Below are 24,012 nucleotides of genomic sequence, written 5' to 3' on the forward strand. Positions count from 1 at the left end.
TTATCCTTTTGATATTTCGTTAGATAGTTCGTTGGTGTCATCTTCAGACCATGGAAAATATTTTTTCAATTGTTCACCGGCGTTCAAAATACCGTCAACAATGCCTTGCTTAAAGTTTCCTGATTTAAATTGTTCCACCATTTTGTCTTTGGTACAATCCCAAAAGTCGGTTTCTACAACATCGTTTATACCTTTGTCTCCACAAATAGCAAAGCTTTTATCCTCAATTGCAAAATAGAATAAAACACCATTCTGAAGTTGGGTTTCATTCATTTTTAATTCATAAAAAACTTCTAAAGCCCGGTCGAGAGGAATTTTAGAAGTTGTTTTTTCGATATGTACTCTAATTTCGCCAGAAGTATTTTTTTCAGCAACACGAATAGCTTCAACAATTGTTAGTTCTTCTTCCGGGGTTAAAAAATCTTCTACTTTTGACATTGAAATTGTTTTTAAATGAAGATTAACGATTTTAGACTCAGATTAATCTGCAATCAAAAATCGTTAATCTAAAATTTTGAATCTTTATTTAGAATTTTACTTCAACGGGTTTATCTGCACCTGTAACAGCTTCAAAGTATGGTTTTTCTTTATAATCTAAGAACCATTTGTTTGGGATAGAAAGTATATAGCCATTATATTCCTGAACAGCTTCATTAAAACGTGTTCTTGCTGTTAAAATTTGGTTTTCAGTACTTGCCAGTTCATCTTGTAATTTTAGAAAGTTTTCGTTTGCTTTTAGAGTAGGATACTGTTCTACAGATACTAATAATCTTGACAAAGATGAAGATACTCCGCTTTGCGCCTGATTAAACTGAGCTAATTGTTCTGGTGTTACATTACTTGGATCAATGGTTACAGCTGTAGCTTTTGCACGCGCTTCGATTACTGCTGTTAAAGTTGATTTCTCAAAATCTGCTGCTCCTTTTACTGTATTTACTAAGTTTCCAATAAGATCATTTCTTCTTTGGTAAGCTGTTTGTACATTTCCCCATTCTTTATTAACTGCCTGATTGTATTTTAAACCCGTATTTTTAATTCCAATTGACCAAAACGCAATAATAGCGATAAGCACTACAACAATTCCTACTGGGATTAACCATTTTTTCATATCTGTTTTATTTAAGTTTATTTATGATTTATTTTAATTACAATTCGTTTTTAATTTCTGTCAATTGTGTCTTTATGGTTTCTAATTTACGTATTATTTCGAATTTATCCAATGTTTTCTTTTGTCCTTCTTTCAAATGTGTTTTAGCTCCTTCAAGTGTAAAACCACGTTCTTTGACCAAATGATAGATTAATTGTAAATTCGTTATATCTTCTGGCGTAAACATTCTGTTGCCCTTAGCATTCTTTTTAGGTTTCAGGATGTCAAATTCGCTGTCCCAAAATCGTATCAAAGAAGCATTGACATTAAAAGCTCTGGCCACTTCGCCAATACTGAAATATCTTTTATCTTTAGAAAGCTCGATATGCATGCTCTTTATTTTTCTTTTTTATTCAAACTTACTACTTTTTACAGGATTAATCTAATGATTGGTTTTCCTGATTTGCTAAATGTGAAATCGCAACATATTCTACTGCCGAAATATTTCCGTAATAAAAATTTAACGGATTCACGACTTTACCATCTTTATGCACTTCGTAATGACAATGAGGACCTTCAGATCTTCCGGTACTCCCTACATATCCTATTACATCTCCACGTTTGACACGCTGTCCTGGTCTGCAGTTGTATTTGCTTAAATGCGCATACAAACTTTCGTATCCAAATCCATGCCTGATAACAATATGGTTTCCAAAACCGGATGCCGAATTGTCTGCCCTTGCAACCACACCGTCGCCGGTTGCATAAATCGGTGAACCTGTCTTGGCAGTAAAATCCATACCATTATGCATTTTTCGTACTTTCGTGAAAGGATCAATTCTGTATCCAAAACCGGAAGCCATTCGTTTTAAATTTTCATTTTGAACTGGCTGAATGGCAGGAATTGCCAATAATAGATTCTTTTTTGTACTTGCCAGCTTCAAAATATCATCTAAAGATTTCGACTGAATAGCCAATTCTTTCGAAAGCCTGTCAATACGTTTGGTTGTGTTTAATACCAATTGCGAATTATTATAGCCCTCTAAATTTTTATATCTGTCATTGTCTCTAAATCCTGATTTTCTGATAGAATCCGGTATTGCGTTTTTATTAAAATAGGTCCTGTAGATGTTATTGTCCCTGTCTTCTAATGCTTCAGTAACATTATCAATTTCGTCCAGCCTTTTGTTCAGAAGAGCATATTGTAATTTTAAATTTTCAATTTCTCGGGTCTGCAAACGATCTTTTGGTGTTTCAAAATAAGGGGTGTTAATTAAAAGTACAAATACTAAAAATCCGAAAAGTGCTGAAGCCAGTAAAAACAGTAAAGCATAACCAAATTTGATTCTTTTTTTTGTTTTAATTTTTGTATAAGCCAGATTTTCTGAATCGTAATAATATTTTACTTTCGCCATATTTTAAAATACCCTATTTTTGCAGCTTGTAAAAGAGTTAGTCGGACAAATTTAATAAATGTTTCAGTTGTTCGACCCTTTTTTCAAGTAAAAAACAATTAGATAATTAGATAATTTAGTCAATTAGATAATGTATTAGTTTAGTAATTTATTGTTAACAGAGATAATTTTTTAAGCAAAAATTATCTAATTCACATATTATCAAATTAGCACATCAATAAATTGTCACATTAATAAAAGATATATTTTCTTAATTAAATATGAAATCACAAGACGTACGTAAACAATTTTTAGACTTTTTTAAAAGCAATGGACACTTAATTGTTCCTTCGGCTCCAATCGTTCTTAAAGACGATCCAACTCTTATGTTCAATAACTCGGGTATGGCCCAGTTTAAAGAATATTTTTTAGGAAACGGAACGCCAAAAAGTAAAAGAATAGCCGATACGCAAAAATGTCTACGTGTTTCAGGAAAACATAATGATCTTGAAGATGTTGGTTTTGACACTTACCATCATACCATGTTCGAAATGTTAGGAAACTGGTCTTTTGGAGATTATTTCAAAAAAGAAGCCATCAATTGGGCTTGGCAGCTTTTGACTGAGGTATATAAAATTCCAAAAGAAAATTTGTATGTTTCTGTTTTTGAAGGAAGCAAAGAAGATAATGTGCCTTTTGATCAGGAAGCTTGGGATATCTGGAAAACATTAATCGATGAAGACCGAATTATTCTTGGAAATAAAAAAGACAATTTCTGGGAGATGGGAGATCAGGGACCATGCGGACCTTGTTCTGAAATTCACGTTGATTTACGTCCCGAATCTGAAAAAGCATTCGTTTCAGGAAAAAGTTTAGTTAATAATGATCATCCCCAAGTAGTTGAAATTTGGAATAATGTATTCATGGAGTTCAACCGTAAAGCTGATGGATCTCTTGAAAAACTTCCTGCACAGCATGTAGATACCGGAATGGGATTTGAGCGTTTGTGTATGGCTTTGCAAGGAAAAACATCCAATTATGATACCGATGTTTTTACACCGCTTATTGAAAAAGTAGAACAAATTACAGGCTTAAAATATACATCTGATGAGGAAAAAAATATCTCAGAGGAACAAAATAAAACCAATATTGCCATTCGGGTTGTGGTAGATCACGTTCGCGCGGTTGCTTTTGCCATTGCTGATGGACAATTACCATCAAACACAGGAGCAGGTTATGTAATTCGTAGAATTTTGCGTCGTGCTATTCGTTACGGATTTACATTTTTAGGTACAAAAGAGCCTTTTATCAATAAATTGGTAGAAGTTCTGGCAAACCAAATGGGAGAATTTTTCCCAGAAATCAAATCGCAGCAACAATTGGTTACCAATGTAATTCGCGAAGAAGAAGCTTCGTTTTTAAGAACTTTAGATCAAGGTTTGCAATTATTGGATAATGTTATTGCTCAAACTAAAGGAAATGAAGTTTCTGGAGCAAAAGCATTTGAGTTGTATGATACTTTTGGTTTCCCGAAAGATTTGACGGCTTTGATTTTGAAAGAAAAAAACATGTCTTTCAATGAAACAGAATTTGATGCCTCAATGCAGGAACAAAAAAACCGTTCGCGTGCAGCATCCGAAGTTTCAACAGAAGATTGGTCGGTTTTGATTCCAGGAAACGTAGAAACTTTTGTAGGCTATGATCAAACAGAAAACGAAGTAAAAATCACTAGAATTCGTAAAGTAGATTCTAAAAAAGATGGAATTTTATACCAAATTGTTTTAGATAATACGCCTTTTTATCCAGAAGGTGGAGGACAAGTGGGTGACAAAGGAACGTTGGTTTCTGCAAACGAGACCATCGAAATCATCGATACAAAAAAAGAAAACAACTTGATTTTGCATTTTGCAAAACAATTACCAGAAAATATACAAGCTGGTTTTGCTGCAAAAGTCAATACCGATTTAAGAAGTTCAACTTCTAAAAATCACTCGGCTACGCACTTAATGCATTTAGCTTTAAGAAGTATTTTAGGAACGCATGTGGAGCAAAAAGGATCGTTGGTAAATCCAAATTATTTGCGTTTTGACTTTTCTCATTTCAGCAAAGTTTCTGATGAAGAATTACGTCAGGTTGAAGCAAGTGTAAATGCGCAAATTGAAGCACAATTGCAATTGGTAGAACACAGAAACATTCCGATTAAAGAGGCATTGCACAAAGGTGCAATGGCTTTATTTGGAGAAAAATACGGTGATAATGTTCGTATGATTGAATTTGGAGAAAGTAAAGAACTTTGTGGTGGAATTCACGTAAAAAACACGGCAGAAATCTGGCATTTCAAAATCATTTCTGAAGGAGCAGTTGCAGCCGGCATTCGTCGTATTGAAGCAATTACTGGTGATGCGGTAAAAGACTTCTATCAGAATCAGGAGATTACTTTAGCTGAAATAAAAGAGACATTAAAAAATCCACAGGATATTTTAAAATCAGTGACTTCTTTACAGGACGATAATGCAAAACTGAAAAAACAAGTAGAGCAATTGTTAAAAGAAAAAGTAGGCGCTTTAAAAGCTGAATTAGAAAAAGATTTCCAAGAAGTAAAGGGCGTAAATTTCCTTGCCAAACAAGTTGATTTAAGCATGGCTTCGACAAAAGATTTAGCTTCAGCATTGGGAAGTTCAAAACCAGATTCATTCGTGTTTTTAGCTTCTGTAGAAGATGGATTGCCAAATATTCATTGTTACATCGCTAAAGAATTGGTTGCAAGCAAAAGCTTAAATGCAAATGCGGTTATCAAAGAATTAGGAAAATATATTGAAGGAAATGGAGGAGGTCAGCCTTTCTTCGCTTCTGGAAAAGGAAAGAATGCAAACGGAATTAAAGAAGCTTTGGTTCATGCAATTGATTTTGTGAAATAACAGCTGTTTTTAATCGCGCAAAGACTGAGAGTCGCAAAGTTTTTTAAGCTTTGCGATTTTTTTTTAGAAAGTTATATTTGTAACTCTATACTTTAGTTTTTTAAGTATGACTGAAAATGAAATTTCAGCTATTGTGGTTGATATCTGTTATAAAATGCATGTAAAACTTGGCACCGGCTTGTTGAAATCGGTTTGTAAAGCAATTTTATATTATGAATTAACTAAAAAAGGATTATTTGTAGAAAGACAAAAAACTCTGCCCGTTTTTTGGGATGAAATGAAACTTGATATTGGTTTTCGAACCGATTTAATAGTTGAAAATAAATTGATTTTAGAAATTAAATCAATTGAAAAAATAACAGAAGTTCATGCGAAACAAATTATGACCTATTTGAAAATTACCAAAATAAAATTAGGTTTGCTGATAAATTTTAATGTGCCTTTGATTAAGTTTGGTATTACAAGAATTGTTAATAATCTTTAGGTTATTCTTAAAAAATGAGTAAAAGTTCAAGTCAAAAACTTTGCGGCTCTGCACCTTTGCGCGATTTTTTTTTCTTTTTTCAAAATTAAAATCTTATGTAAAACAAAAAGTCGCAAAGCATTAAAAAAAAACTTTGCGACTCTGCGTCTTTGCGATATTAAAAAAAGCTCTTACTTTCTCTCTCCAATTTGCTGACGCCACATAGCGTAATACAAACCTTTTTCTAAAATTAAATCTTCGTGTTTTCCTTGCTCGATGATTTTACCTTGTTCCAAAACAAATATCTTATCTGCATGCATTACAGTTGATAAGCGATGTGCGATTAAAACCGTGATTCTGTTTTTATCTGAAATATTTCTGATTGTTGCGTTAATTTCTTCTTCGGTAATCGAATCTAAAGCGGAAGTAGCTTCATCAAAAATCAATAAATTTGGGTTTCTTAAAATTGCCCGGGCAATAGACAAACGCTGTTTTTCTCCGCCTGAAACTTTAATTCCACCTTCGCCAATAGTGGTATTTAATCCATCTTCGGCACGTATGAGTAATTTTTCACAGCTGGCTCTTTTTAAGGCATCATAAACTTCTTCATCGGTTGCATTTGGTTTTACAAACAATAAATTTTCACGAATTGTTCCGGAGAATAACTGGGCATCCTGGGTTACAAAACCTAATTGTTTTCTTAAATCCAATAAATCAATCTCGGCTGAATCAATATCATTATATAAAACCTGACCTTCTGCGGGAATGTATAATCCAACTAATAATTTAACCAAAGTTGTTTTCCCTGATCCCGAAGGGCCAACAAATGCGACAGTCTGCCCTTGTTTGATTTCGAAATTAATATTTTCAACCGCTTTAAATTTTGCTGTTTTATGTTTGAAACTTACATTCGAAAATAACAATGACTGAATTGCTCCCACATGTTTTGGGTTTTTTGGGCGGAATTCCTTCGGCGCACTCAGTAAAGTTTTGAAATTTTCCATCGACACTTTCGTCTCGTTGACTACAATAATAAAGTTTCCTAATTCCTGTAGAGGACCAAAAATGAAAAAAGTAAAAAATACCATGGTCAGTAAATCTCCCACAATAATTTTATTTCCAAATAAGAAATAGTACAAAGTAAAAACAACGCAGGTTCTTAAAAAATGAACCGTAGTTCCCTGAATAAAACTTAAACTTCTGATAAAACGGATTTTCTCCAATTCCAAATGCAGAATTTTAAAGGTATTTAAATTCAGACGTTTTTCTTCCTGATACGTTAATCCAAGACTTTTCACCAGTTCAATATTTCGTAAACTTTCTGTTGTTGAACCGGCCAAAGCATTGGTTTGATTGACGATTTTCTTGGAAACAATTTTAATCTTTTTACCCAAATACGAACTTACTAAAGCAATAATTGGAGCGGTAATTAAAAAGATAATCGAAATACGGTAATCAATTTGGGCAACATAAACGATTACAAATACAAATCCGATTACAGTTTGAAAAATCAAAGAAATCGAAAGTGTGATTAGTTTTTCAGAATCAGAACGTACTTTGGTTAATTTGCTCAAGGTTTCGCCACTGCGTTGGTCTTCAAATTCGGCAAAAGGCAAATCGAGAGATTTCTTGATTCCGTCTGTATACATTTGGGCGCCGGTTCGCTGAATAACAACATTGGTAAAATAATCCTGAAAGTTTTTGGTAATTCTCGAAATCATCGCGGCACCAAGTGAAAGTCCAAGCCAAAAGGATAAAGATTTGATAAAGCCCATTTCGTTTCCTTTGTATTTCGCCAGACCAACACCGCAGTCCTGCATTAATTTACCGGTAATAATTGAGTCTGATAAACTGAAACAAATGTTTATGGTAGCCATAATCAAAGCAAAAAATAAAAGCATTTTATGTTTGACTATATAGGAGTATAATAATTTCATAGATGAATTTAAATTTATGGAAGATGCAAAAGTAGTGAATTGTTTTAGTTCGTAAAGTTGATTTATGTTATTAAAAACCTAATATAATTTATTTTCGTAAAGCTTTGAATTTGGGTTGAATTTTACATAAAGATGCAGATTTAAAACTTTACCACTTTGTACGTTTTTTTTCTTTTTGTAAATTCTATTAAAGAGTCGTCAGTAATTTCTAAATTTGTTTAAAACTACATTTTATGCAATTCAGAACCCAAATACCAATTTCAAAAACCAATAATCCAATCGATTATAATTCGAAGATACTTTCTTTTGGTTCTTGTTTTGCAGAAAATATGGCGGGGAAATTTGATTATTTTAAGTTTCAAAATGTAACCAATCCGTTTGGGATAATTTTTAATCCGGTTTCGATTGAAAAAATAATAGAAAGAACCATTCAGGAAAAATGGTTTACAGAAAAAGACGTTTTCTTTCATAACGAACGCTGGCATTGTTTTGAAGTACATTCAGATTTAAGTAATTCAGACAGGGAAGAATTACTGGAAACTTTAAATAAAGCGATTTCAGAAACCCATAAAAAAATACAAGAAGCGACACATATAATTATTACGTATGGAACTTCGTGGATTTACAGAAATATTGAAAGTGATGAAGTAGTTGCCAACTGCCATAAAGTGCCTCAAAAACAATTTTCAAAAGAATTATTACCTGTGGATGTAATTCAGAAAAGCATTCAAAATACTATCGATTTAATTCAGGTTTTAAACCCAAACATACACTACATCTTTACGATTTCACCCGTACGTCATATCAAAGACGGTTTTACAGAAAATCAATTAAGCAAATCACATTTGTTTACTGCATTGCACAAAACCATCAACCATCAACTATCAACCATCAACTATTTTCCTTCTTACGAAATTATGATGGACGAGCTCCGTGATTATCGCTTTTATGCTCAAGATATGTTGCACCCAAATCAGGTAGCGATAGATTACATCTGGCATAAATTCAGTGAAAACTATATTGCCGAAAACAGCTTTTTGACGATGCAGGAAATTGAAGAAATACAAAAAAGTCTCCGCCACCGAAGCTTCAATCCGGAATCAGAGCAACATCAGAAATTTTTAGCTAAACTTCAGCAAAAAATTAACTTTTTAGAACAAAAGTGGCCTCATATTAAATTTTAAGCATTATAAAATAAGTAAGAAAATAATTATTTATACGTAAAATTTTAGAATAATTGCGTGTAATTATGTAAATTGTTAGAGTATAAATTTTCCAATTTTGTACACTGTAGAAATACAGCTTTGTAATAACGCAATCCTAATCTAACGTGTTTTATTGACGCATGAATACGAAAACAATTCATTTTTTTAAAAAAACACTACGTATACTGCTTTGGTGCGTGGGTTCGGTAATTGCACTTTTACTTCTTCTCATTATTTTAATTCAGGTTCCTTCGGTTCAGAATTTCGTTAAGGACAAAGCGATTACTTATCTGCATAAAAAGATTAAGACTAAAGTTTCATTAGATCATATTTCAATCAAATTCCCTAAAGATGTAGTGCTGGAAGGTTTCTATTTTGAAGATCAAAAAAGAGACACTTTACTGGCCGGAAAACGTTTAGAAGTTGATATAGATTTGTTTAAATTGGCAAGCAGTGAACTTGAAATTAACTCAGTTTCTTTAGAAAATACCACTGCAAATATTTCCAGAAATAAAGAAGGGGTTTTTAATTTCGACTATATCATAAATGCATTTGATTCGAATGAACCAAAAGATCCAAACGCTAAACCTTTCAAGATTTCAGTAGTAAAAGTTAATCTGGATAACATTCGATTCAATTTTAAAGATGATTTTGAAAGAAATGATATAGGTGTGAAACTGACCCATTTTGACACTAAATTCAATAATTTCGATTTGGATAAAATGAATTTTGATATTCCGAATATTAATTTAAATGGATTAAAATTAGTTTTAGATCAGGATGATGTAGAAAAAATTGCTGAAGTTTCTGTTGAAACAGTAGATACAATTTCTAAGAGGAAAGATTTCAAACTAAAATTAAACAAAATCAGTTTATCAAAAATTGATGTTTCTTATGACAACAAAGATTCAAAATTAGATTCCGGAATAAAGCTGGGATACTTAGATTTGACAGTGAATGAAATTGATCTGAACAAGCAGTTTTTAGATTTTGATTCTTTCGAATTAAAAAACTTAAAAGGAAATTTACGATTAGGTACCAAAGACAAACAAATTAAATCGCCAAGTTTAGATACCACTGCAATAAAACAATCGGGTTGGAAAGTAAAACTTAAAGATGTTGATATTCAAAATGTAGCTTTCAAATTTGATGATATGAAGTCCAAACCCATTCAAAAGGGAATTGATTACAGTCACTTAGATTTAAGTGCTATCAATCTTAAAGCCGAAAAAATATATTATGGAAACGATACCATTTTCGGAAATATAAAATCGCTTACCGCTAATGAAAAACGTGGACTTGAGATTCAGTCTTTGAAAACAAATTTCTTTTATAGCACTAAGAAGGCGTCACTTGAAAACTTATATGTCAGAACACCGCAAACGCTTCTTCAAAATAAAATTAAAGTCACTTATACTTCTCTTAGTTCACTAAAAAAAGATTTAGGAAATCTTTCTATAGATGCAAATTTAAAAGACTCTAAAGTTGGCTTTAAAGATGTTTTATTATTTGCACCTGATTTGCAGAAAACAAATCCCTTTAAAGATAATCCGAACGCTATTTTATATGTGAATACACGTGTAAACGGAAAAATAGAAGAGTTGACTATTCCGCAATTTGAAATGAGTGGAATTGGAACCACAAAAATTTCCCTTTCTGGCAAAATCAAAGGATTACCTGATGCTCAAAAAGCCTATTACGATTTAGATATCAAGAAACTTTCAAGCACTTCAAAAGATATTTATTCGTTTGTGCCGGCGGGAACAATTCCAAAAAATATTCAATTACCTTCTCAGTTGAGTCTGCAGGGAAAATTCAAAGGCTCGGTGCAGAATTTCAAAACGAACCTGGCTTTAAACAGCAGTTTTGGAAATGCAAAAGTCGATGCTTTATTTGATCAGCGTTTTAAAAAAAGAGAGAAATACGATGCAACCGTTTATTTATTAGATTTTGATTTAGGCCGATTAATCAAAAATGATTCGATTGGGAAAATTACGCTTAAAGCGAAAGTAAAAGGCAAAGGTTTAGATCCAAAAACGGCTCAGGCAGATTTTGATGGTTTGGTAAATAAAGCGGTTTTTAATAAATATACCTATAGAGATTTAGCTTTAAAAGGAAATATTGAAAACGGATCATTCGCAGTAAAATCAGGAATGAAAGACCCGAATTTAAATTTTGATTTAACAGCAAGCGGAAATACCAAAGAAAAATATCCGTCAATAAAATTAAAATTAAACCTTGACATTGCCGATTTAGAAAAATTACATCTCCACGCCGGGCCAATGAAATTACGCGGAAATGTTGATGCTGATATCGCCAATAGTAATCCCAATTTTTTAAACGGAAAAGTGTTTCTTTCAAATGTTCAGGTTTTACAGGATGCAGAACCAATTGTTTTAGATTCGGTTCGAGTAATTGCTTTTTCAGATGAAAGCAGAAATAATATCAAAATCTCTTCTCAATTTTTGAAAGCTGAAGTGGATGGAAAATACAAATTGACGACTTTAGTTTCAGCTATAAAAAAATCACTTTCTAAATACATCGATTTAAAAAACCCAAAGGTAAATGGAGAATCTGATGAGCAACGTTTGGCTTTCACGCTAATGGTTGATAACGATCCGATTCTCTTTAGACTGGTTCCAAAATTAACTGGTTTAGAGCCTGTTAAAATTGAAGGAAAATACAATAACGTAACCGATTCTTTAGAAATAAAAGGAACGATTCCGAGAATCGTGTATGCAGATAATACTATCTCAGATGGCAAAATTAATATTGAAGCCAAAGAAAATGCCTTGGAATACCAAATTTCTGTTGCGACAATTGAAAGCGGTTCTTTAAAAATTCCGTTCACGAGTTTATCAGGAAAAGTCGAAAATAATATTTTGGAATATGCATTAGAAGTAAAAGATGCCAAAGACAAACAACAGTATTTTATTGCAGGAGAATTTAAAGCCGAAGATTCTAAAAACATCTTTAAAATTGATGCAGAAAATTTCGTGCTGAATTATGACAAATGGAACATCGATCCTGAAAATGCCGTTGAATTTGGAGCAAAACAACTTTATATCAATAAATTTTTTTTAGAGAATTCTGGTAATGAACTTAAAATTCAATCACAAGGGAATCAGGATAATGCACCACTTCAGCTTGATTTTGTAAACTTCAAAATCGAGACCATTATGAATATTGTCAAAAAAGACAAATTATTGATGCAAGGTTTAATCAATGGAAGTGCCGTTGCTGAAAATGTAATGACAAAACCAACTTTAACAGCAGACATAAAAATAGATGATTTTGCCTTTAAAGGAGAGCCTGTTGGTGATATTGGGGTTAAAGTCGATAATAAAACGAATAATGTACTAAATGCTGATGTAGCGCTTACCGGAGAAGATAATGACGTTAAACTTACAGGAACGTACAGTATCGCTGATGGAAATATGGACTTTAATGTTGATTTGAATAAATTGAATATCAAAAGTGTTCAGGGATTTAGTATGGATAATATTAAAGAAGGAACAGGTTACTTATCCGGAAATTTTAAGATCACAGGGAATGCCAGCGCACCACAAGTGAATGGCGAATTGAATTTTAATGATGCTGGTTTCAGAGTAACTAAATTCAATTCGTATTTTAAAACAGGTGATGAAAAAATCACACTCCAAAATGATGTAATTACATTTAATAGTTTCACATTTAAAGACGAAAATGATAACGAACTAACAATAAACGGAACTATTAAATCGGCAGATTATACCAACTTTGATTTCGGTCTGACCGTTATAGCTGATGACTTCAGAGCGATACATTCTAAAGAAAAAGACAATGATTTATTTTATGGTGATTTAATTTTAGATACGAAACTGAATATTAAAGGAACACTTGAAAATCCTGTTATAGACGGAAATATTAAAATCAAAGACGAAACTAAATTCAGCGTTGTTTTACCGCAATCAGACCCTTCAATTGCAGACAGAGAAGGAATTGTCGAGTTTGTAGACGAAGATAATATGTATTTGAAACAAACGGTGGCGATGAAGGAAAAACTCAATCAATCTGAGTTGATTGGTATGGATGTAAGCGTAGCAATTTCAATTGATAAAGAAGCCGAACTTACTTTGGTAATAGATAAAGGAAATGGTGATTATCTGAATTTAAAAGGTGAGGCTGAACTTACCGGCGGAATTGATCCATCAGGAAAAACAACTTTAACTGGTAAATATGAATTTTCAGATGGCGCGTATGAAATGAATTTCAATATGATCCGAAGAAAATTTGATATTCAAAAAGGAAGCTACATCATCTGGAATGGCGAGCCAACCATGGCAAATTTAAATATTACAGCAATCTATAAAGTAGAAACAGCACCAATAGATTTATTAGGAAATCAGTTAGGTACACTGAGTCCAACAGAAAAAAACACCTTTAAGCAGAAGATTCCATTTCAGACCCATTTGAAAATGAATGGCGAATTATTAAAACCTGAAATCACCTTTGACATTATACTTCCTGAAGGTAATTATGGCGTTTCATCGAATATTGTTGATATGTCCCGAACAAAACTGGAACAATTGCGTCAGGAACCGGCTGAATTAAATAAACAGGTATTTGCCCTTTTATTGTTGAATCGATTTATTGGGGAAAACCCATTTGCTAGCGAGAGCGGCGGCACAAGTGCAGAATCATTAGCCAGACAAAGTGTAAGTAAAATTCTTTCACAGCAATTGAATGATTTAGCTGGAGAATTAATATCCGGAGTACAGTTAGAATTTGATTTGGAATCTACTGATGATTATACTACAGGAACCAGAGAAAACAGAACAGATCTGAATGTTGGTGTTTCTAAAAAACTTTTAGACGACCGTTTGAAGGTTACTGTTGGCAGCAGTTTTGCTGTGGAAGGCCAGGAGCGCGCAAATGAAGAAAGCAGTAACATTGCAGGTGATGTGGCAATAGATTATATGCTTACAAAAGATGGTCGTTATATGCTTCGTGCTTATCGAAAAAATGAATACCAGGTAGCAGTCGAAGGACAGGTAATCGAAACAGGTATTGCATTTATTATAACCATGAGTTATAATAAATTCAGAGAGCTTTTTCATCGAACAGAAGCAGAAAAAGAAATCATCAGGGAAGAGAAATTGCGTAAGGAAAGAAAAAAACTCAAAGAGCAAGAAGAAAAGGAGAAAGAAGAAAATAAAACCGAAGGAAATGATCAAAAAACATAGCCATATAAAAGAAGAAACTATCAGATATTTTATTGCGCTTTCCTTATTTTTTGTTTTTGGATGCAGTAACACAAAATATCTCCCAGAAGGTGAGTTATTGTACACAGGCAGTTCTGTTACGGTAAAAGATTCTGTGATTAAAAAGAAAGAAAGAAAAGAACTAGAGAACCAGCTGGAAGATTTATTGCGCCCAAAGCCAAATAAAAGAATTTTAGGATTACGTCCTAAATTATGGATTTATAATATTGCCGGGGAACCTAAAAAGGAAAAAGGAATTAGGTATTGGCTGCGTACAAAAGTAGGAGAACCACCTGTACTTTTTAGTAAAGTCGATTTAGATTATAATGCATCAGTACTGAGAAATTTTACGGAGAACAGAGGGTACTTTAAAACCCGTGTCAGTGCCGACTCTACCGCTAAAAATAAAAGAGCAACAGCCGAATATACAGTTGTACCAAAAAAGCAATATATAATTAAGAGTGTTACTTTTCCTGACGACTCTTTGGCAATATCGAAAATCATTGGCAGATCCAGCCGAAGAAGTTTATTAAAAGTGGGTAAACCTTATGATTTGGATATTATTAAAGCCGAGCGCGAACGTATAGATACAAGACTTAAAGAACGCGGCTATTATTACTTTAATCCGGACTATATTTTAGCGAAGGTAGACAGCAGTAAAGGGGATCACGAAGTAAGAATTAAACTGGTAATTAAAGATGATGCACCGCCAAAAGCACTAACAGCTTATAAAATTAATAAAATCATTGTGTATCCCAATTTTGCTATTTCAAAAGATAGTCTGAAATACAAACCTGAAGATATTGTGAAGTACAAAGATTTCACGATTATCGACACAGCAAATACTTTTAAACCGAGAGTTTTTGACAGAACAATTTATTTTAAAAAGGGAGATCTTTATAATAGAAAAGATCACAATTTGACATTGAATCGTTTTGTTAATTTAGGTACTTTTAGTTTTGTAAAAAATGAATTCAAGCCTTCAGACAGCTTACCGAAGACTTTGGATTCCTATTATTACTTAACACTTTTGCCTAAAAAATTTATTCGTGTTGAGGTTTTGGCAAAAACCAATTCTGCCAGTTATACCGGTACAGAAATTAACGTAAACTGGAATAACAGAAATTTATTTCGCGGAGCTGAATTACTTACGGTCTCCGTTTTTGGAGGTGCTGATTTCCAGCTTTCAGGAGCTAATAATGGAAAGAATATTTACAAATTAGGAACGGAAACCAGTTTAACCTGGCCAAGGTTTATCATACCTTTTTTACATTTGGAAGGCTCGAGTGAATATGTGCCAAGAACAAAAGCAACGGTCCGATACGAATATCAAAACAGAACGCAATTGTATGGTTTAAATTCGTTTAAAACATCGTTTGGCTATTTATGGAAAGAGAATATTCGAAAAGAACATCAATTAAACGTCATGGACATTACGTATGTGAGTCCAAATCATGTCACAGCAGAATATTTAGCTGATGCTGAAAACGATGAATCGTTAAAAAAGGTTATCGAGAAACAATTAATTTTTGGTCCCACTTACACTTATACTTACACCAATACGATGCAAAAGCGTAAAAAAAACACGTTTTATTTTAATGGAGAAGCAGATTTGGCAGGAAACTTAACGGGGTTAATTACGGGCGCTAATGTCAAAAAAAATGATACCATTAAAATATTTGATGTTCCATTTAGCCAATACGCTAAATTTAAAGGTGATTTCAGGCATTATTTAAAACTCGGGAAGGAAAGTCAATTAGCCAGCAGGATTATTGTAGGAGCTGGGATTCCTTATGGGAATTCAGGAGTCTTGCCAACATCAAAACAATTTGTAGTGGGAGGGACAAATAGTATTCGGGCCTTTAGAGCAAGGTCAATTGGTCCGGGAAGCTATATTAACACAGAGACAACAAACAATTATCTGCCAGATCAATCTGGAGATTTAAAATTAGAGTTTAGTACCGAATACAGAGCAAAACTTTTTAGCATTGTAAAAGGAGCAGCATTTATTGATGCTGGAAATATTTGGCTTTTAAATGCTGATCCAAATAAACCAGGAGCCGAAATATCCAAAGATTTTATGAAAGAAATTGCCGTAGGAGCAGGTGTTGGTTTACGATTCGATGTATCGTTTTTTATTTTAAGAACAGATTTGGCATTTCCTTTAAGAAAACCATATTTACCTGAAAATGAAAGATGGGTTATTGATGATATTAATTTTGGAAGCGGATCATGGAGAAAAGAAAATTTGATTCTAAATATTGCGATTGGGTATCCGTTCTAGTATTATCTAAGAAATAAAATGATTTTACTTTAAAAAGTCAGTATAAGCTTTAAATTTGCATTTTCGAAAGTTGTTTTTGAAAAGCTGCACTTAAATTATGAATCTTAAATATTAAATCAAATTGACATTTACTGCTATAGATTTTGAAACGGCAACAGCTTATCATCCTTGTTCCGTTGGAATCGTGACTGTAGAAAACGGAATTATTACAGATGAGTTTGTTACTTTAATCAAGCCGCCTAATAATGAATACAATCCTTTTACAATTCAGGTTCACGGAATATATCCTCAAAATACTGTAAATGCAAAATCTTTTTTGCAGGTGTATCCTGAAATAGAAAAACGTTTGAAAAATAGGGTAATAGTAGCTCACAACGAAAGTTTTGACCGTAATGTTTTGATTAAATCGATGGCACTTTACGGCTTAAATTACGATGATTTAAATATTGCCAATAGATGGGAATGTACCGTAAAAATCTACAAAGCTAAAGGTTTTAAACCTACTAAATTGAGTGATTGTTGCCGTGAAATGAAAATTCAGCTTAATCATCATGAAGCATTATCTGATGCCAGAGCTTGCGCAAAATTATATTTATTAAGATGATTTCTTATAATTTTTAAATGAATACATGTTAATTGTAATAATAATACTATTTTTTTTGTACTTTTAAATGTTGTAAAACTAATATAAAAGTATAAAAATGAAAGAAGATTTTCTTCATTATCTCTGGAGGTTTAAAAAATTTGACACACTAAATTTAAAAACTGTTAATCAGGAAGAGATTACGATTATAAATACAGGAAATTATTTAGAACTTGCGGGACCAGATTTTTTCAATGCACAAATAAAAATTGGAGATCAAAAGTGGGCAGGAAACGTTGAGATACATTTAAAAGCTTCTGACTGGTATTTGCATCTTCACGAAAAAGACGCTGCTTATGAAAATGTTATCTTGCATGTTGTGTGGGAATATGATGCCGATATCTACAGACAGAATAATGCAGAAATTCCGGTATTGATTTTAAAGAACTATGTGTCTTCAGAAACTATTTCAAATTATAATAATCTGAGATCTCCTAAATCTTGGATATATTGCGAAAAGCAAATTTCCAAAGTACCAGGTTTTGTTTTTAAAAACTGGCAAGAACGTTTGTTTTTTGAACGATTAGAAAGAAAATCACAATCTATTTATGGTTTGCTTAAAGAAACAAATCAGGATTGGGAAGCGGTTTTATTTTGTTTGTTAGCTAAAAATTTTGGTCTAAATGCCAATGGAAATTCATTTTTGCAACTGGCAAAGGCAATTCCGTTTTCAATTATCCGAAAAGAAAGTTTTGAAGTCGAAAATCTGGAAGCCTTATTTTTTGGAGCAGCAGGTTTATTAGATTCAGATAAAGAAGATGTTTATTTTAAAGATTTGAAATTTAGATATTTTTATCTGTTGCATAAATACCAGATTGAAAAAGTTTATACAGAACCCGTCCAGTTTTTTAAGCATCGTCCGGATAATTTTCCAACTATTCGTCTTTCACAATTAGCAGCTTTATATCATCGTCATCAAAATTTATTTTCTAAAATAATAGAACTGAAATCCGTTGACAGTATTTATAAAATATTTGATATTTCTTCCAGTTTATATTGGCAAAACCATTATCAATTTGACAAAGAAAGTACAAAAAAAACAAAATCATTATCCAATTCGTTCATAGATTTATTGGTAATAAATACAATTATTCCGTTACAATTTGCTTATGCTAAAACTGTAAATGAATCAATAGCTGAAGATTTAATCTCGATTCTGGATACTATTGATCCTGAAAAAAACTCAATTATTGAAAAATTTAAATTTTTTGGAATCTCTGCTGAAAATGCTTTTGAGACACAATCGTTATTACAGCTTAAAAGTCAATATTGTGATCTCAACGGCTGTATGAAATGTGCTGTTGGTATAGAATTATTAAAAAGCAATTAGAAATTAGAAAATGGGTCAATTAGAAAATTTTGTATTTTTGCTTATAATTCATAATCCATAAAAATGTCACTCATTTTACAACTAAAATTTTTTTTCGAAAAATATGGTTTTCATGTATCTTCCAGATTAGCTGATAAACTTGGAATGCGTGTAACCAGTGTTCGATTGTTTTTTATTTACATCTCTTTTGTTACTGCTGGTTTGGGTTTTGGAGTTTATCTTACTTTAGCATTCTGGATTCGTCTAAAAGATTTAATTAGGGCAAAAAGAACATCTGTCTTTGATTTATAAAATGATTTTCGATCATAATAAAAAAGGATTATAAAGCTTTAAAAACTTTACAATCCTTTTTTGTCTTAAAAAAAACTGTATTATTTATTTATCCGGGTTATTTAATTTACTGTTTTTCTTACCGTATGTAAAGTAAATTAAAATTCCTAAAGCCATCCAGATTACTAACCTTGCCCAACTCTCGTTAGGCAATGAATACATCAGTGCTAAACAGATAACTACACCTGCAATTGGTACAAAAGGAACCCATGGAGTTTTAAATTCTCTTGGAGCATCAGGCATTTTTTTACGCATTACCATCACACCAATACATACTAAAACGAATGCTAATAAAGTTCCAATACTTACCATGTGGCCTAAATCACTAACAGGAACAAGTCCTGCGAATAAGCTTACAAATACTAAAAAGAAAAGATTTGTTTTCCATGGAGTACGAAATTTTGGATGAATTTCACTAAAAAAAGAAGGTAGTAAGCCATCTTTACTCATAGTATAAAACACACGGCTTTGCCCCATTAACATTACAAGCATAACAGAAGTGTAACCTGCTAAAATAGCTACAATTAAACCTGTTTGTAGAAAGTCATAACCTGTTACGGCAAAAGCTGTTGCAGCTGGCTTCGCATCTCCTGCAAATTTATAATAAGGAACAAGGCCAGTCATGACGTGAGAAAATAATACATACAAAATAGTACATATCACAAGTGAACCCAAGATACCAATAGGCATTCCTTTTTGAGGGTTTTTAGCTTCTTGTGCTGCAGTAGAGACCGCATCAAAACCAATGAAAGCAAAAAACACTGTTCCGGCTCCGGCAGCAATTCCTGACCATCCAAATTTGCCAAAAACACCTGTATTTTCAGGGATATATGGGGTATAGTTATTAGTGTCAATAAATTGCCATCCTAAAACTATAAAAACAATTACTACAGCTACTTTTACAACAACTAAAAAGTTATTTAAAGAAGCTGATTCTTTAGTACCTCTAATTAATAATAAAGAAAGTATAAAAACAATAAATATTGCTGGTAAGTTTACAATTCCGCCATTAATAACAGTTCCGTTACTAAGTGTTAAGGTTTCCCAAGGAGAGCAAATTAAATCTGGTGGTAAGTGAATGCCATATTTTGCAAGCAGTTCAAGTAAATAGCGAGACCAGCTTACCCCTACGGTTGCTGCACCTAATGCATACTCCAAAACTAAATCCCATCCTATGATCCAGGCCATAAATTCTCCCATAGTTGCATAAGAATAGGTGTAAGCACTACCTGCTACCGGAATCATGGAAGCAAATTCAGCATAACACAATCCGGCGAAAGCACATCCTACGGCAGCTAAAATGAAAGAAATTGTTACTGCAGGCCCAGCATGATCAGCAGCAGCGATTCCGGTTAAAGAAAATAGCCCTGCACCAATGATGGCGCCAACTCCAAGTGCAACAAGTGAACGTGAAGATAAAGTTCTTTTTAAGCCTTTTTCGGATTCGGATGCTTCTCCAAGCAATACCGAAAGTGGTTTAGTTTTCCAAATTGACATATAATTATATTGGTTTATTGTTATTAAGCTCCAAATGTATTGCTTTTTATAAAAAATAAAAACAATTATATAGTTTTAAGTTATAAAATATTTATTTTTTACAGCTAAACTATAAGAAAAGTTAGCTGTCACATGAAATATATTACGTTATTGGTAAATAATAAGTATAGTGAAATATTTTTATTAAAAAATTATAAGCATTTTTCTTAATAAATTTATACTTTTATGAAATGTTAAAGAAATTTTAGTTTAGTATGAATTTTAAAAGTATATCTCCTTATTTTAAGTTTACAAATCATCAACGCAAAGGAATTTTTTCTCTTTTCATTATAATTATTGCATTGCAGTTCTTTTATTTTTTTTCTGATTTCAACCAAGCTGAAAAAAATTGTCCCGAAAAACAGGAATGGTTGGCTTTTCAATCTGAAATCGACTCGTTAAAAGCAATCAAATATAATGAGAAGCCAAAAGTTTATCTTTTTAATCCAAATTTTATTTCAGATTATAAAGGATATAAATTAGGAATGTCAATTCAGGAGATAGATAGATTGTTTGCGTATAGGAAAGAAAATAAATATGTCAATTCTCCAGAAGAGTTTCAGAAAGTGACAAAAATATCAGATTCCTTATTAAATGTAATTTCGCCTTATTTTAAATTTCCAAATTGGGCTCAGAACAAAAAAACTTTTAAAACTTATACAGCCAAGTCATTTTCTAAAAAGGAAAATTTTACAGTATTGGATATTAATGAGGCAAGTAAAGAAGATTTTATGAAAATCAATGGAGTTGGAGAAGGATTATCAACACGAATTCTAAATCAAAAAGAAAGTCTGGAGGCTTTTGTTTCGATGGAACAAATGAGTGATGTTTGGGGGCTTTCTTCAGAAGTTATAGATGAATTAAAAAAACATTTTAGAGTGTTGTCCTCTCCGAAAATTAAAAAAATACCCATAAATGATGCATCTTTAAAGGAGTTGGCCTTGTTTCCATATTTTAGATATGCATTGGCAAAACAAATCGTAACCTATAGAAGTATGAATGGGGATATTCGAAATATTGAGGATTTGATAAATATTAAAGGCTTTCCTGTTGAAAAAGCTAATATAATTGGTTTATATTTGGAGTTCTAAAAAAGATTACAAATGAATTTTGAATACAATGAAACGCAATCTATGATTGCCCAGTCGATAAGAGATTTTGCTGAAAAAAATATAAGACCATATATAATGGAATGGGATGAAGCTCAAATATTTCCAATTCCACTTTTTAAGGAATTGGGAGAAATGGGGTTTATGGGTGTTTTGGTTCCTGAGGAATATGGTGGTTCTGGTTTAGGATATCATGAATATGTTACTGTTATCGAAGAAATTTCAAAAGTTGATCCGTCGATAGGATTGTCGGTTGCAGCCCATAATTCGTTATGTACCAATCATATTTTGACTTTCGGAAATGAAGAGCAAAAGAAAAAATGGTTGCCCAAGTTAGCGACTGCCGAGCATATTGGTGCTTGGGGTTTAACGGAACATAATACAGGTTCTGATGCTGGAGGAATGAATACGACGGCAGTTAAGGATGGGGATTTTTGGATTGTAAACGGGGCAAAAAACTTTATAACGCATGCCGTTTCAGGAGATGTTGCTGTAGTCATTGTTCGTACCGGAGAAAAGGGAGACTCAAAAGGAATGACGGCTTTTGTGTTTGAAAAAGGAATGCCGGGGTTTACTTCAGGAAAAAAAGAAAATAAATTAGGAATGCGCGCCAGTGAAACTGCCGAATTGGTTTTTGATAATTGCCGCGTACCGGATGTGAACAGATTAGGTGAAGTAGGGCAAGGATTTGTTCAGGCAATGAAAATATTAGATGGAGGAAGAATTTCGATTGGAGCGTTGTCACTCGGAATAGCAAAAGGTGCTTACGAAGCTGCACTTAAATATTCAAAAGAAAGACATCAGTTTGGTCAGCCAATAAGTAGTTTTCAGGGGGTTTCATTCAAACTGGCTGATATGGCAACCGAAATCGAAGCTTCGGAATTGTTGCTCCACAAAGCGGCTTTCTTGAAACAACAGCATAAACCAGTAACTACATTAGGTGCTATGGCAAAGATGTATGCTTCTGAGGTCTGTGTGAAAGTGGCTAACGAAGCCGTTCAGATTCATGGAGGTTATGGGTATACAAAAGATTATCCGGTAGAAAAATTTTACAGAGACTCTAAACTATGTACAATTGGCGAAGGAACTACCGAAATTCAGAAATTGGTGATTTCCAGAAATTTATTGAAAGAATAAAGAATAAGGAAAAAAGCATGTTCTTAATTCTCTCTTTTTTTACGATCGGTTTCAGAGAAGTCTATTTTCTTTTTTCTATCTTCTATTTTCTTTAAAATAATTTAGAATTTATAACTCATAATTCATAATTAAATATTACTTTTGCATCCTTAACGAGAGGAGGTGTCAATATTATGTTAATTATACCAATTAAAGACGGAGAAAATATCGATAGAGCATTAAAGCGCTATAAAAGAAAATTTGATAAAACAGGAACTGTTCGTCAATTAAGAGCACGTACTGCTTTTATTAAGCCTTCTGTAATCAAAAGAGCTCAAATTCAAAAAGCTGCTTACATTCAAAACATGAAAGATGGTTTAGAAAGTTAGTAGATAGCTTTTCAAAATAATTACCGTTAGTCATCATAAAGTTATAACTTTGGTGCTAGCGGTTTTTTTGTGCCTGATTTTTAAAATATATATGATTAAGGTGCGGGGGTAATATTTAATTTTTTATGAAATCAAATAAAGAAGCTTTTCGAGATTATCTTCAGCTGGAAAAAAAATATTCGGCTCATACCGTTAATGCTTATTTAAAGGATATTGTGTTTTTTGAAACGTTCAATAAAGCCCATTTTGAACAGGATGATATTGATAAAGTAAATTATGGTCAGATTAGAAGCTGGATTGTTTCTTTGGTTGATGAAAATATTTCTAATGTTTCGGTAAATCGAAAAATGGCTTCTTTAAAAGCGTTTTATAAATTTCTTTTGAAGATAAAGCAAATCGAAGTAAATCCGATGTTGAAACATAAGGCATTAAAGGTACCTAAAATTATTCAGATTCCATTTTCTGAAAAAGAACTTGTTGATTTGATGCAGTTGGTCAATTCTCCGGTTGGTTTCGAGGAAATAAGAGATAAGTTAATCGTAGATCTTTTTTATACAACAGGGATGCGGAGAGCAGAGTTGATAAATCTAATGATGTGTAACGTTGATTTGTCTTCAAGTGTGATAAAGGTTTTGGGAAAGAGGAATAAAGAGCGTTTAATTCCGATTCTGCCAATTATTATCAAACAGTTTGATTCTTATCTAAGTGAGCGGGCTTCAATTGAGAATATAGTAGATTCGGGTTATTTTTTTATTTCAAAAAAAGGGTTAAAATTGAGCGAATCCTTTGTGTATCGTTTAATAAATTCATACTTTAGTAAAGTCTCTGAAAAGGTAAAGAAGAGTCCGCATGTACTTCGACATACGTTTGCGACTCATTTATTGAATAACGGGGCAGATTTGAATTCAGTTAAGGAATTATTAGGGCATTCGAGTTTAGCGTCTACGCAGGTTTATACTCATAATAGTTTATCAGAACTTAAAAAGGTATATACTAATGCGCATCCAAGAAACAAGTAATAGTTCTGA

Annotated in this window: 18 protein-coding genes; 12 read left to right on the forward strand and 6 right to left on the reverse strand. The window is 32.7% G+C overall.

What is annotated here, in order from left to right:
• From ACEN2I_RS03760 to ACEN2I_RS03775, 4 genes are all read right to left on the reverse strand, one after another.
• Entirely contained in the window at nt 1-438 is a 438-nt protein-coding gene (locus tag ACEN2I_RS03760; RefSeq protein ID WP_441764783.1) for a TPM domain-containing protein, read from the reverse strand.
• A gap of 88 nt (nt 439-526) precedes the next feature.
• Nucleotides 527-1,108, reverse strand: coding sequence for a LemA family protein (locus tag ACEN2I_RS03765; protein WP_441764784.1), 582 nt, complete (start codon nt 1,106-1,108; stop codon nt 527-529).
• A 37-nt stretch (nt 1,109-1,145) separates the two neighbouring features.
• Nucleotides 1,146-1,478 (reverse strand): MerR family transcriptional regulator, encoded by a 333-nt coding sequence (locus ACEN2I_RS03770; RefSeq protein WP_110308615.1) that lies wholly within the window; start codon nt 1,476-1,478, stop codon nt 1,146-1,148.
• A gap of 46 nt (nt 1,479-1,524) precedes the next feature.
• Nucleotides 1,525-2,502 carry a M23 family metallopeptidase gene (locus ACEN2I_RS03775; RefSeq protein WP_441764785.1) on the reverse strand — a complete coding sequence of 326 codons (978 nt, stop codon included), beginning with the start codon at nt 2,500-2,502 and terminating at the stop codon, nt 1,525-1,527.
• Nucleotides 2,503-2,762: 260 nt separating this feature from the next.
• Between ACEN2I_RS03775 and alaS the strand changes: the two genes are divergently transcribed.
• On the forward strand, nt 2,763-5,399 hold the full coding sequence (gene alaS / locus ACEN2I_RS03780; RefSeq protein ID WP_441764786.1) for an alanine--tRNA ligase: 2,637 nt from the start codon (nt 2,763-2,765) through the stop codon (nt 5,397-5,399).
• Between the two features lie 106 nt (nt 5,400-5,505).
• On the forward strand, nt 5,506-5,883 hold the full coding sequence (locus ACEN2I_RS03785) for a GxxExxY protein (protein WP_441764787.1): 378 nt from the start codon (nt 5,506-5,508) through the stop codon (nt 5,881-5,883).
• Nucleotides 5,884-6,053: 170 nt separating this feature from the next.
• On the opposite strand, the gene ACEN2I_RS03790 is transcribed toward ACEN2I_RS03785, so the two are convergent.
• Nucleotides 6,054-7,799, reverse strand: a complete 1,746-nt coding sequence (locus tag ACEN2I_RS03790; RefSeq protein ID WP_441764788.1) for an ABC transporter ATP-binding protein — start codon at nt 7,797-7,799, stop codon at nt 6,054-6,056.
• A 233-nt stretch (nt 7,800-8,032) separates the two neighbouring features.
• On the opposite strand from ACEN2I_RS03790, the gene ACEN2I_RS03795 reads away from it, so the two are divergent.
• The 6 genes from ACEN2I_RS03795 (at nt 8,033) to ACEN2I_RS03820 (ending at nt 18,795) form a co-directional block, all read left to right on the forward strand.
• Nucleotides 8,033-8,983 (forward strand): GSCFA domain-containing protein, encoded by a 951-nt coding sequence (locus tag ACEN2I_RS03795; protein ID WP_441764789.1) that lies wholly within the window; start codon nt 8,033-8,035, stop codon nt 8,981-8,983.
• A gap of 161 nt (nt 8,984-9,144) precedes the next feature.
• Nucleotides 9,145-14,229, forward strand: a complete 5,085-nt coding sequence (locus ACEN2I_RS03800; RefSeq protein ID WP_441764790.1) for a translocation/assembly module TamB domain-containing protein — start codon at nt 9,145-9,147, stop codon at nt 14,227-14,229.
• Entirely contained in the window at nt 14,213-16,531 is a 2,319-nt protein-coding gene (tamL, locus tag ACEN2I_RS03805; RefSeq protein WP_441764791.1) for a translocation and assembly module lipoprotein TamL, read from the forward strand. Before ACEN2I_RS03800 ends, tamL begins: the two co-directional genes overlap by 17 nt.
• A 121-nt stretch (nt 16,532-16,652) precedes the next feature.
• The gene (locus ACEN2I_RS03810; RefSeq protein WP_441764792.1) at nt 16,653-17,135 is read left to right on the forward strand and encodes a 3'-5' exonuclease; all 483 of its coding nucleotides are present in this window, start codon (nt 16,653-16,655) and stop codon (nt 17,133-17,135) included.
• A 97-nt stretch (nt 17,136-17,232) separates the two neighbouring features.
• The gene (locus ACEN2I_RS03815; RefSeq protein ID WP_441764793.1) at nt 17,233-18,504 is read left to right on the forward strand and encodes a DUF2851 family protein; all 1,272 of its coding nucleotides are present in this window, start codon (nt 17,233-17,235) and stop codon (nt 18,502-18,504) included.
• 63 nt (nt 18,505-18,567) lie between these two features.
• The gene (locus tag ACEN2I_RS03820) at nt 18,568-18,795 is read left to right on the forward strand and encodes a PspC domain-containing protein (protein ID WP_441764794.1); all 228 of its coding nucleotides are present in this window, start codon (nt 18,568-18,570) and stop codon (nt 18,793-18,795) included.
• Between the two features lie 84 nt (nt 18,796-18,879).
• On the opposite strand, the gene ACEN2I_RS03825 is transcribed toward ACEN2I_RS03820, so the two are convergent.
• Nucleotides 18,880-20,331, reverse strand: a complete 1,452-nt coding sequence (locus ACEN2I_RS03825) for an amino acid permease (RefSeq protein WP_441764795.1) — start codon at nt 20,329-20,331, stop codon at nt 18,880-18,882.
• 254 nt (nt 20,332-20,585) lie between these two features.
• Between ACEN2I_RS03825 and ACEN2I_RS03830 the strand changes: the two genes are divergently transcribed.
• From ACEN2I_RS03830 to ACEN2I_RS03845, 4 genes are all read left to right on the forward strand, one after another.
• Nucleotides 20,586-21,461, forward strand: a complete 876-nt coding sequence (locus tag ACEN2I_RS03830) for a ComEA family DNA-binding protein (protein WP_441764796.1) — start codon at nt 20,586-20,588, stop codon at nt 21,459-21,461.
• A 12-nt stretch (nt 21,462-21,473) separates the two neighbouring features.
• The gene (locus tag ACEN2I_RS03835; protein WP_441764797.1) at nt 21,474-22,616 is read left to right on the forward strand and encodes an acyl-CoA dehydrogenase family protein; all 1,143 of its coding nucleotides are present in this window, start codon (nt 21,474-21,476) and stop codon (nt 22,614-22,616) included.
• 173 nt (nt 22,617-22,789) lie between these two features.
• Entirely contained in the window at nt 22,790-22,984 is a 195-nt protein-coding gene (gene rpsU / locus ACEN2I_RS03840) for a 30S ribosomal protein S21 (RefSeq protein WP_007807454.1), read from the forward strand.
• 125 nt (nt 22,985-23,109) lie between these two features.
• On the forward strand, nt 23,110-24,003 hold the full coding sequence (locus tag ACEN2I_RS03845) for a tyrosine-type recombinase/integrase (protein WP_441764798.1): 894 nt from the start codon (nt 23,110-23,112) through the stop codon (nt 24,001-24,003).
• Nucleotides 24,004-24,012: the final 9 nt, after the last annotated feature.

The sequence above is a fragment of the Flavobacterium sp. W22_SRS_FK3 genome (assembly GCF_052113665.1).
Lineage (GTDB): Bacteria > Bacteroidota > Bacteroidia > Flavobacteriales > Flavobacteriaceae > Flavobacterium.

Coding starts and splice junctions, on each gene's coding strand:
- tamL (WP_441764791.1), top strand. CDS start 14,213: ATGATCAAAAAACATAGCCATATAAAAGAAGAAACTATCAGATATTTT.
- ACEN2I_RS03815 (WP_441764793.1), top strand. CDS start 17,233: ATGAAAGAAGATTTTCTTCATTATCTCTGGAGGTTTAAAAAATTTGAC.
- ACEN2I_RS03825 (WP_441764795.1), bottom strand. CDS start 20,331: ATGTCAATTTGGAAAACTAAACCACTTTCGGTATTGCTTGGAGAAGCA.
- ACEN2I_RS03770 (WP_110308615.1), bottom strand. CDS start 1,478: ATGCATATCGAGCTTTCTAAAGATAAAAGATATTTCAGTATTGGCGAA.
- rpsU (WP_007807454.1), top strand. CDS start 22,790: ATGTTAATTATACCAATTAAAGACGGAGAAAATATCGATAGAGCATTA.
- ACEN2I_RS03765 (WP_441764784.1), bottom strand. CDS start 1,108: ATGAAAAAATGGTTAATCCCAGTAGGAATTGTTGTAGTGCTTATCGCT.
- ACEN2I_RS03785 (WP_441764787.1), top strand. CDS start 5,506: ATGACTGAAAATGAAATTTCAGCTATTGTGGTTGATATCTGTTATAAA.
- ACEN2I_RS03795 (WP_441764789.1), top strand. CDS start 8,033: ATGCAATTCAGAACCCAAATACCAATTTCAAAAACCAATAATCCAATC.
- alaS (WP_441764786.1), top strand. CDS start 2,763: ATGAAATCACAAGACGTACGTAAACAATTTTTAGACTTTTTTAAAAGC.
- ACEN2I_RS03775 (WP_441764785.1), bottom strand. CDS start 2,502: ATGGCGAAAGTAAAATATTATTACGATTCAGAAAATCTGGCTTATACA.
- ACEN2I_RS03760 (WP_441764783.1), bottom strand. CDS start 438: ATGTCAAAAGTAGAAGATTTTTTAACCCCGGAAGAAGAACTAACAATT.
- ACEN2I_RS03845 (WP_441764798.1), top strand. CDS start 23,110: ATGAAATCAAATAAAGAAGCTTTTCGAGATTATCTTCAGCTGGAAAAA.
- ACEN2I_RS03830 (WP_441764796.1), top strand. CDS start 20,586: ATGAATTTTAAAAGTATATCTCCTTATTTTAAGTTTACAAATCATCAA.
- ACEN2I_RS03800 (WP_441764790.1), top strand. CDS start 9,145: ATGAATACGAAAACAATTCATTTTTTTAAAAAAACACTACGTATACTG.
- ACEN2I_RS03790 (WP_441764788.1), bottom strand. CDS start 7,799: ATGAAATTATTATACTCCTATATAGTCAAACATAAAATGCTTTTATTT.
- ACEN2I_RS03835 (WP_441764797.1), top strand. CDS start 21,474: ATGAATTTTGAATACAATGAAACGCAATCTATGATTGCCCAGTCGATA.
- ACEN2I_RS03820 (WP_441764794.1), top strand. CDS start 18,568: ATGTCACTCATTTTACAACTAAAATTTTTTTTCGAAAAATATGGTTTT.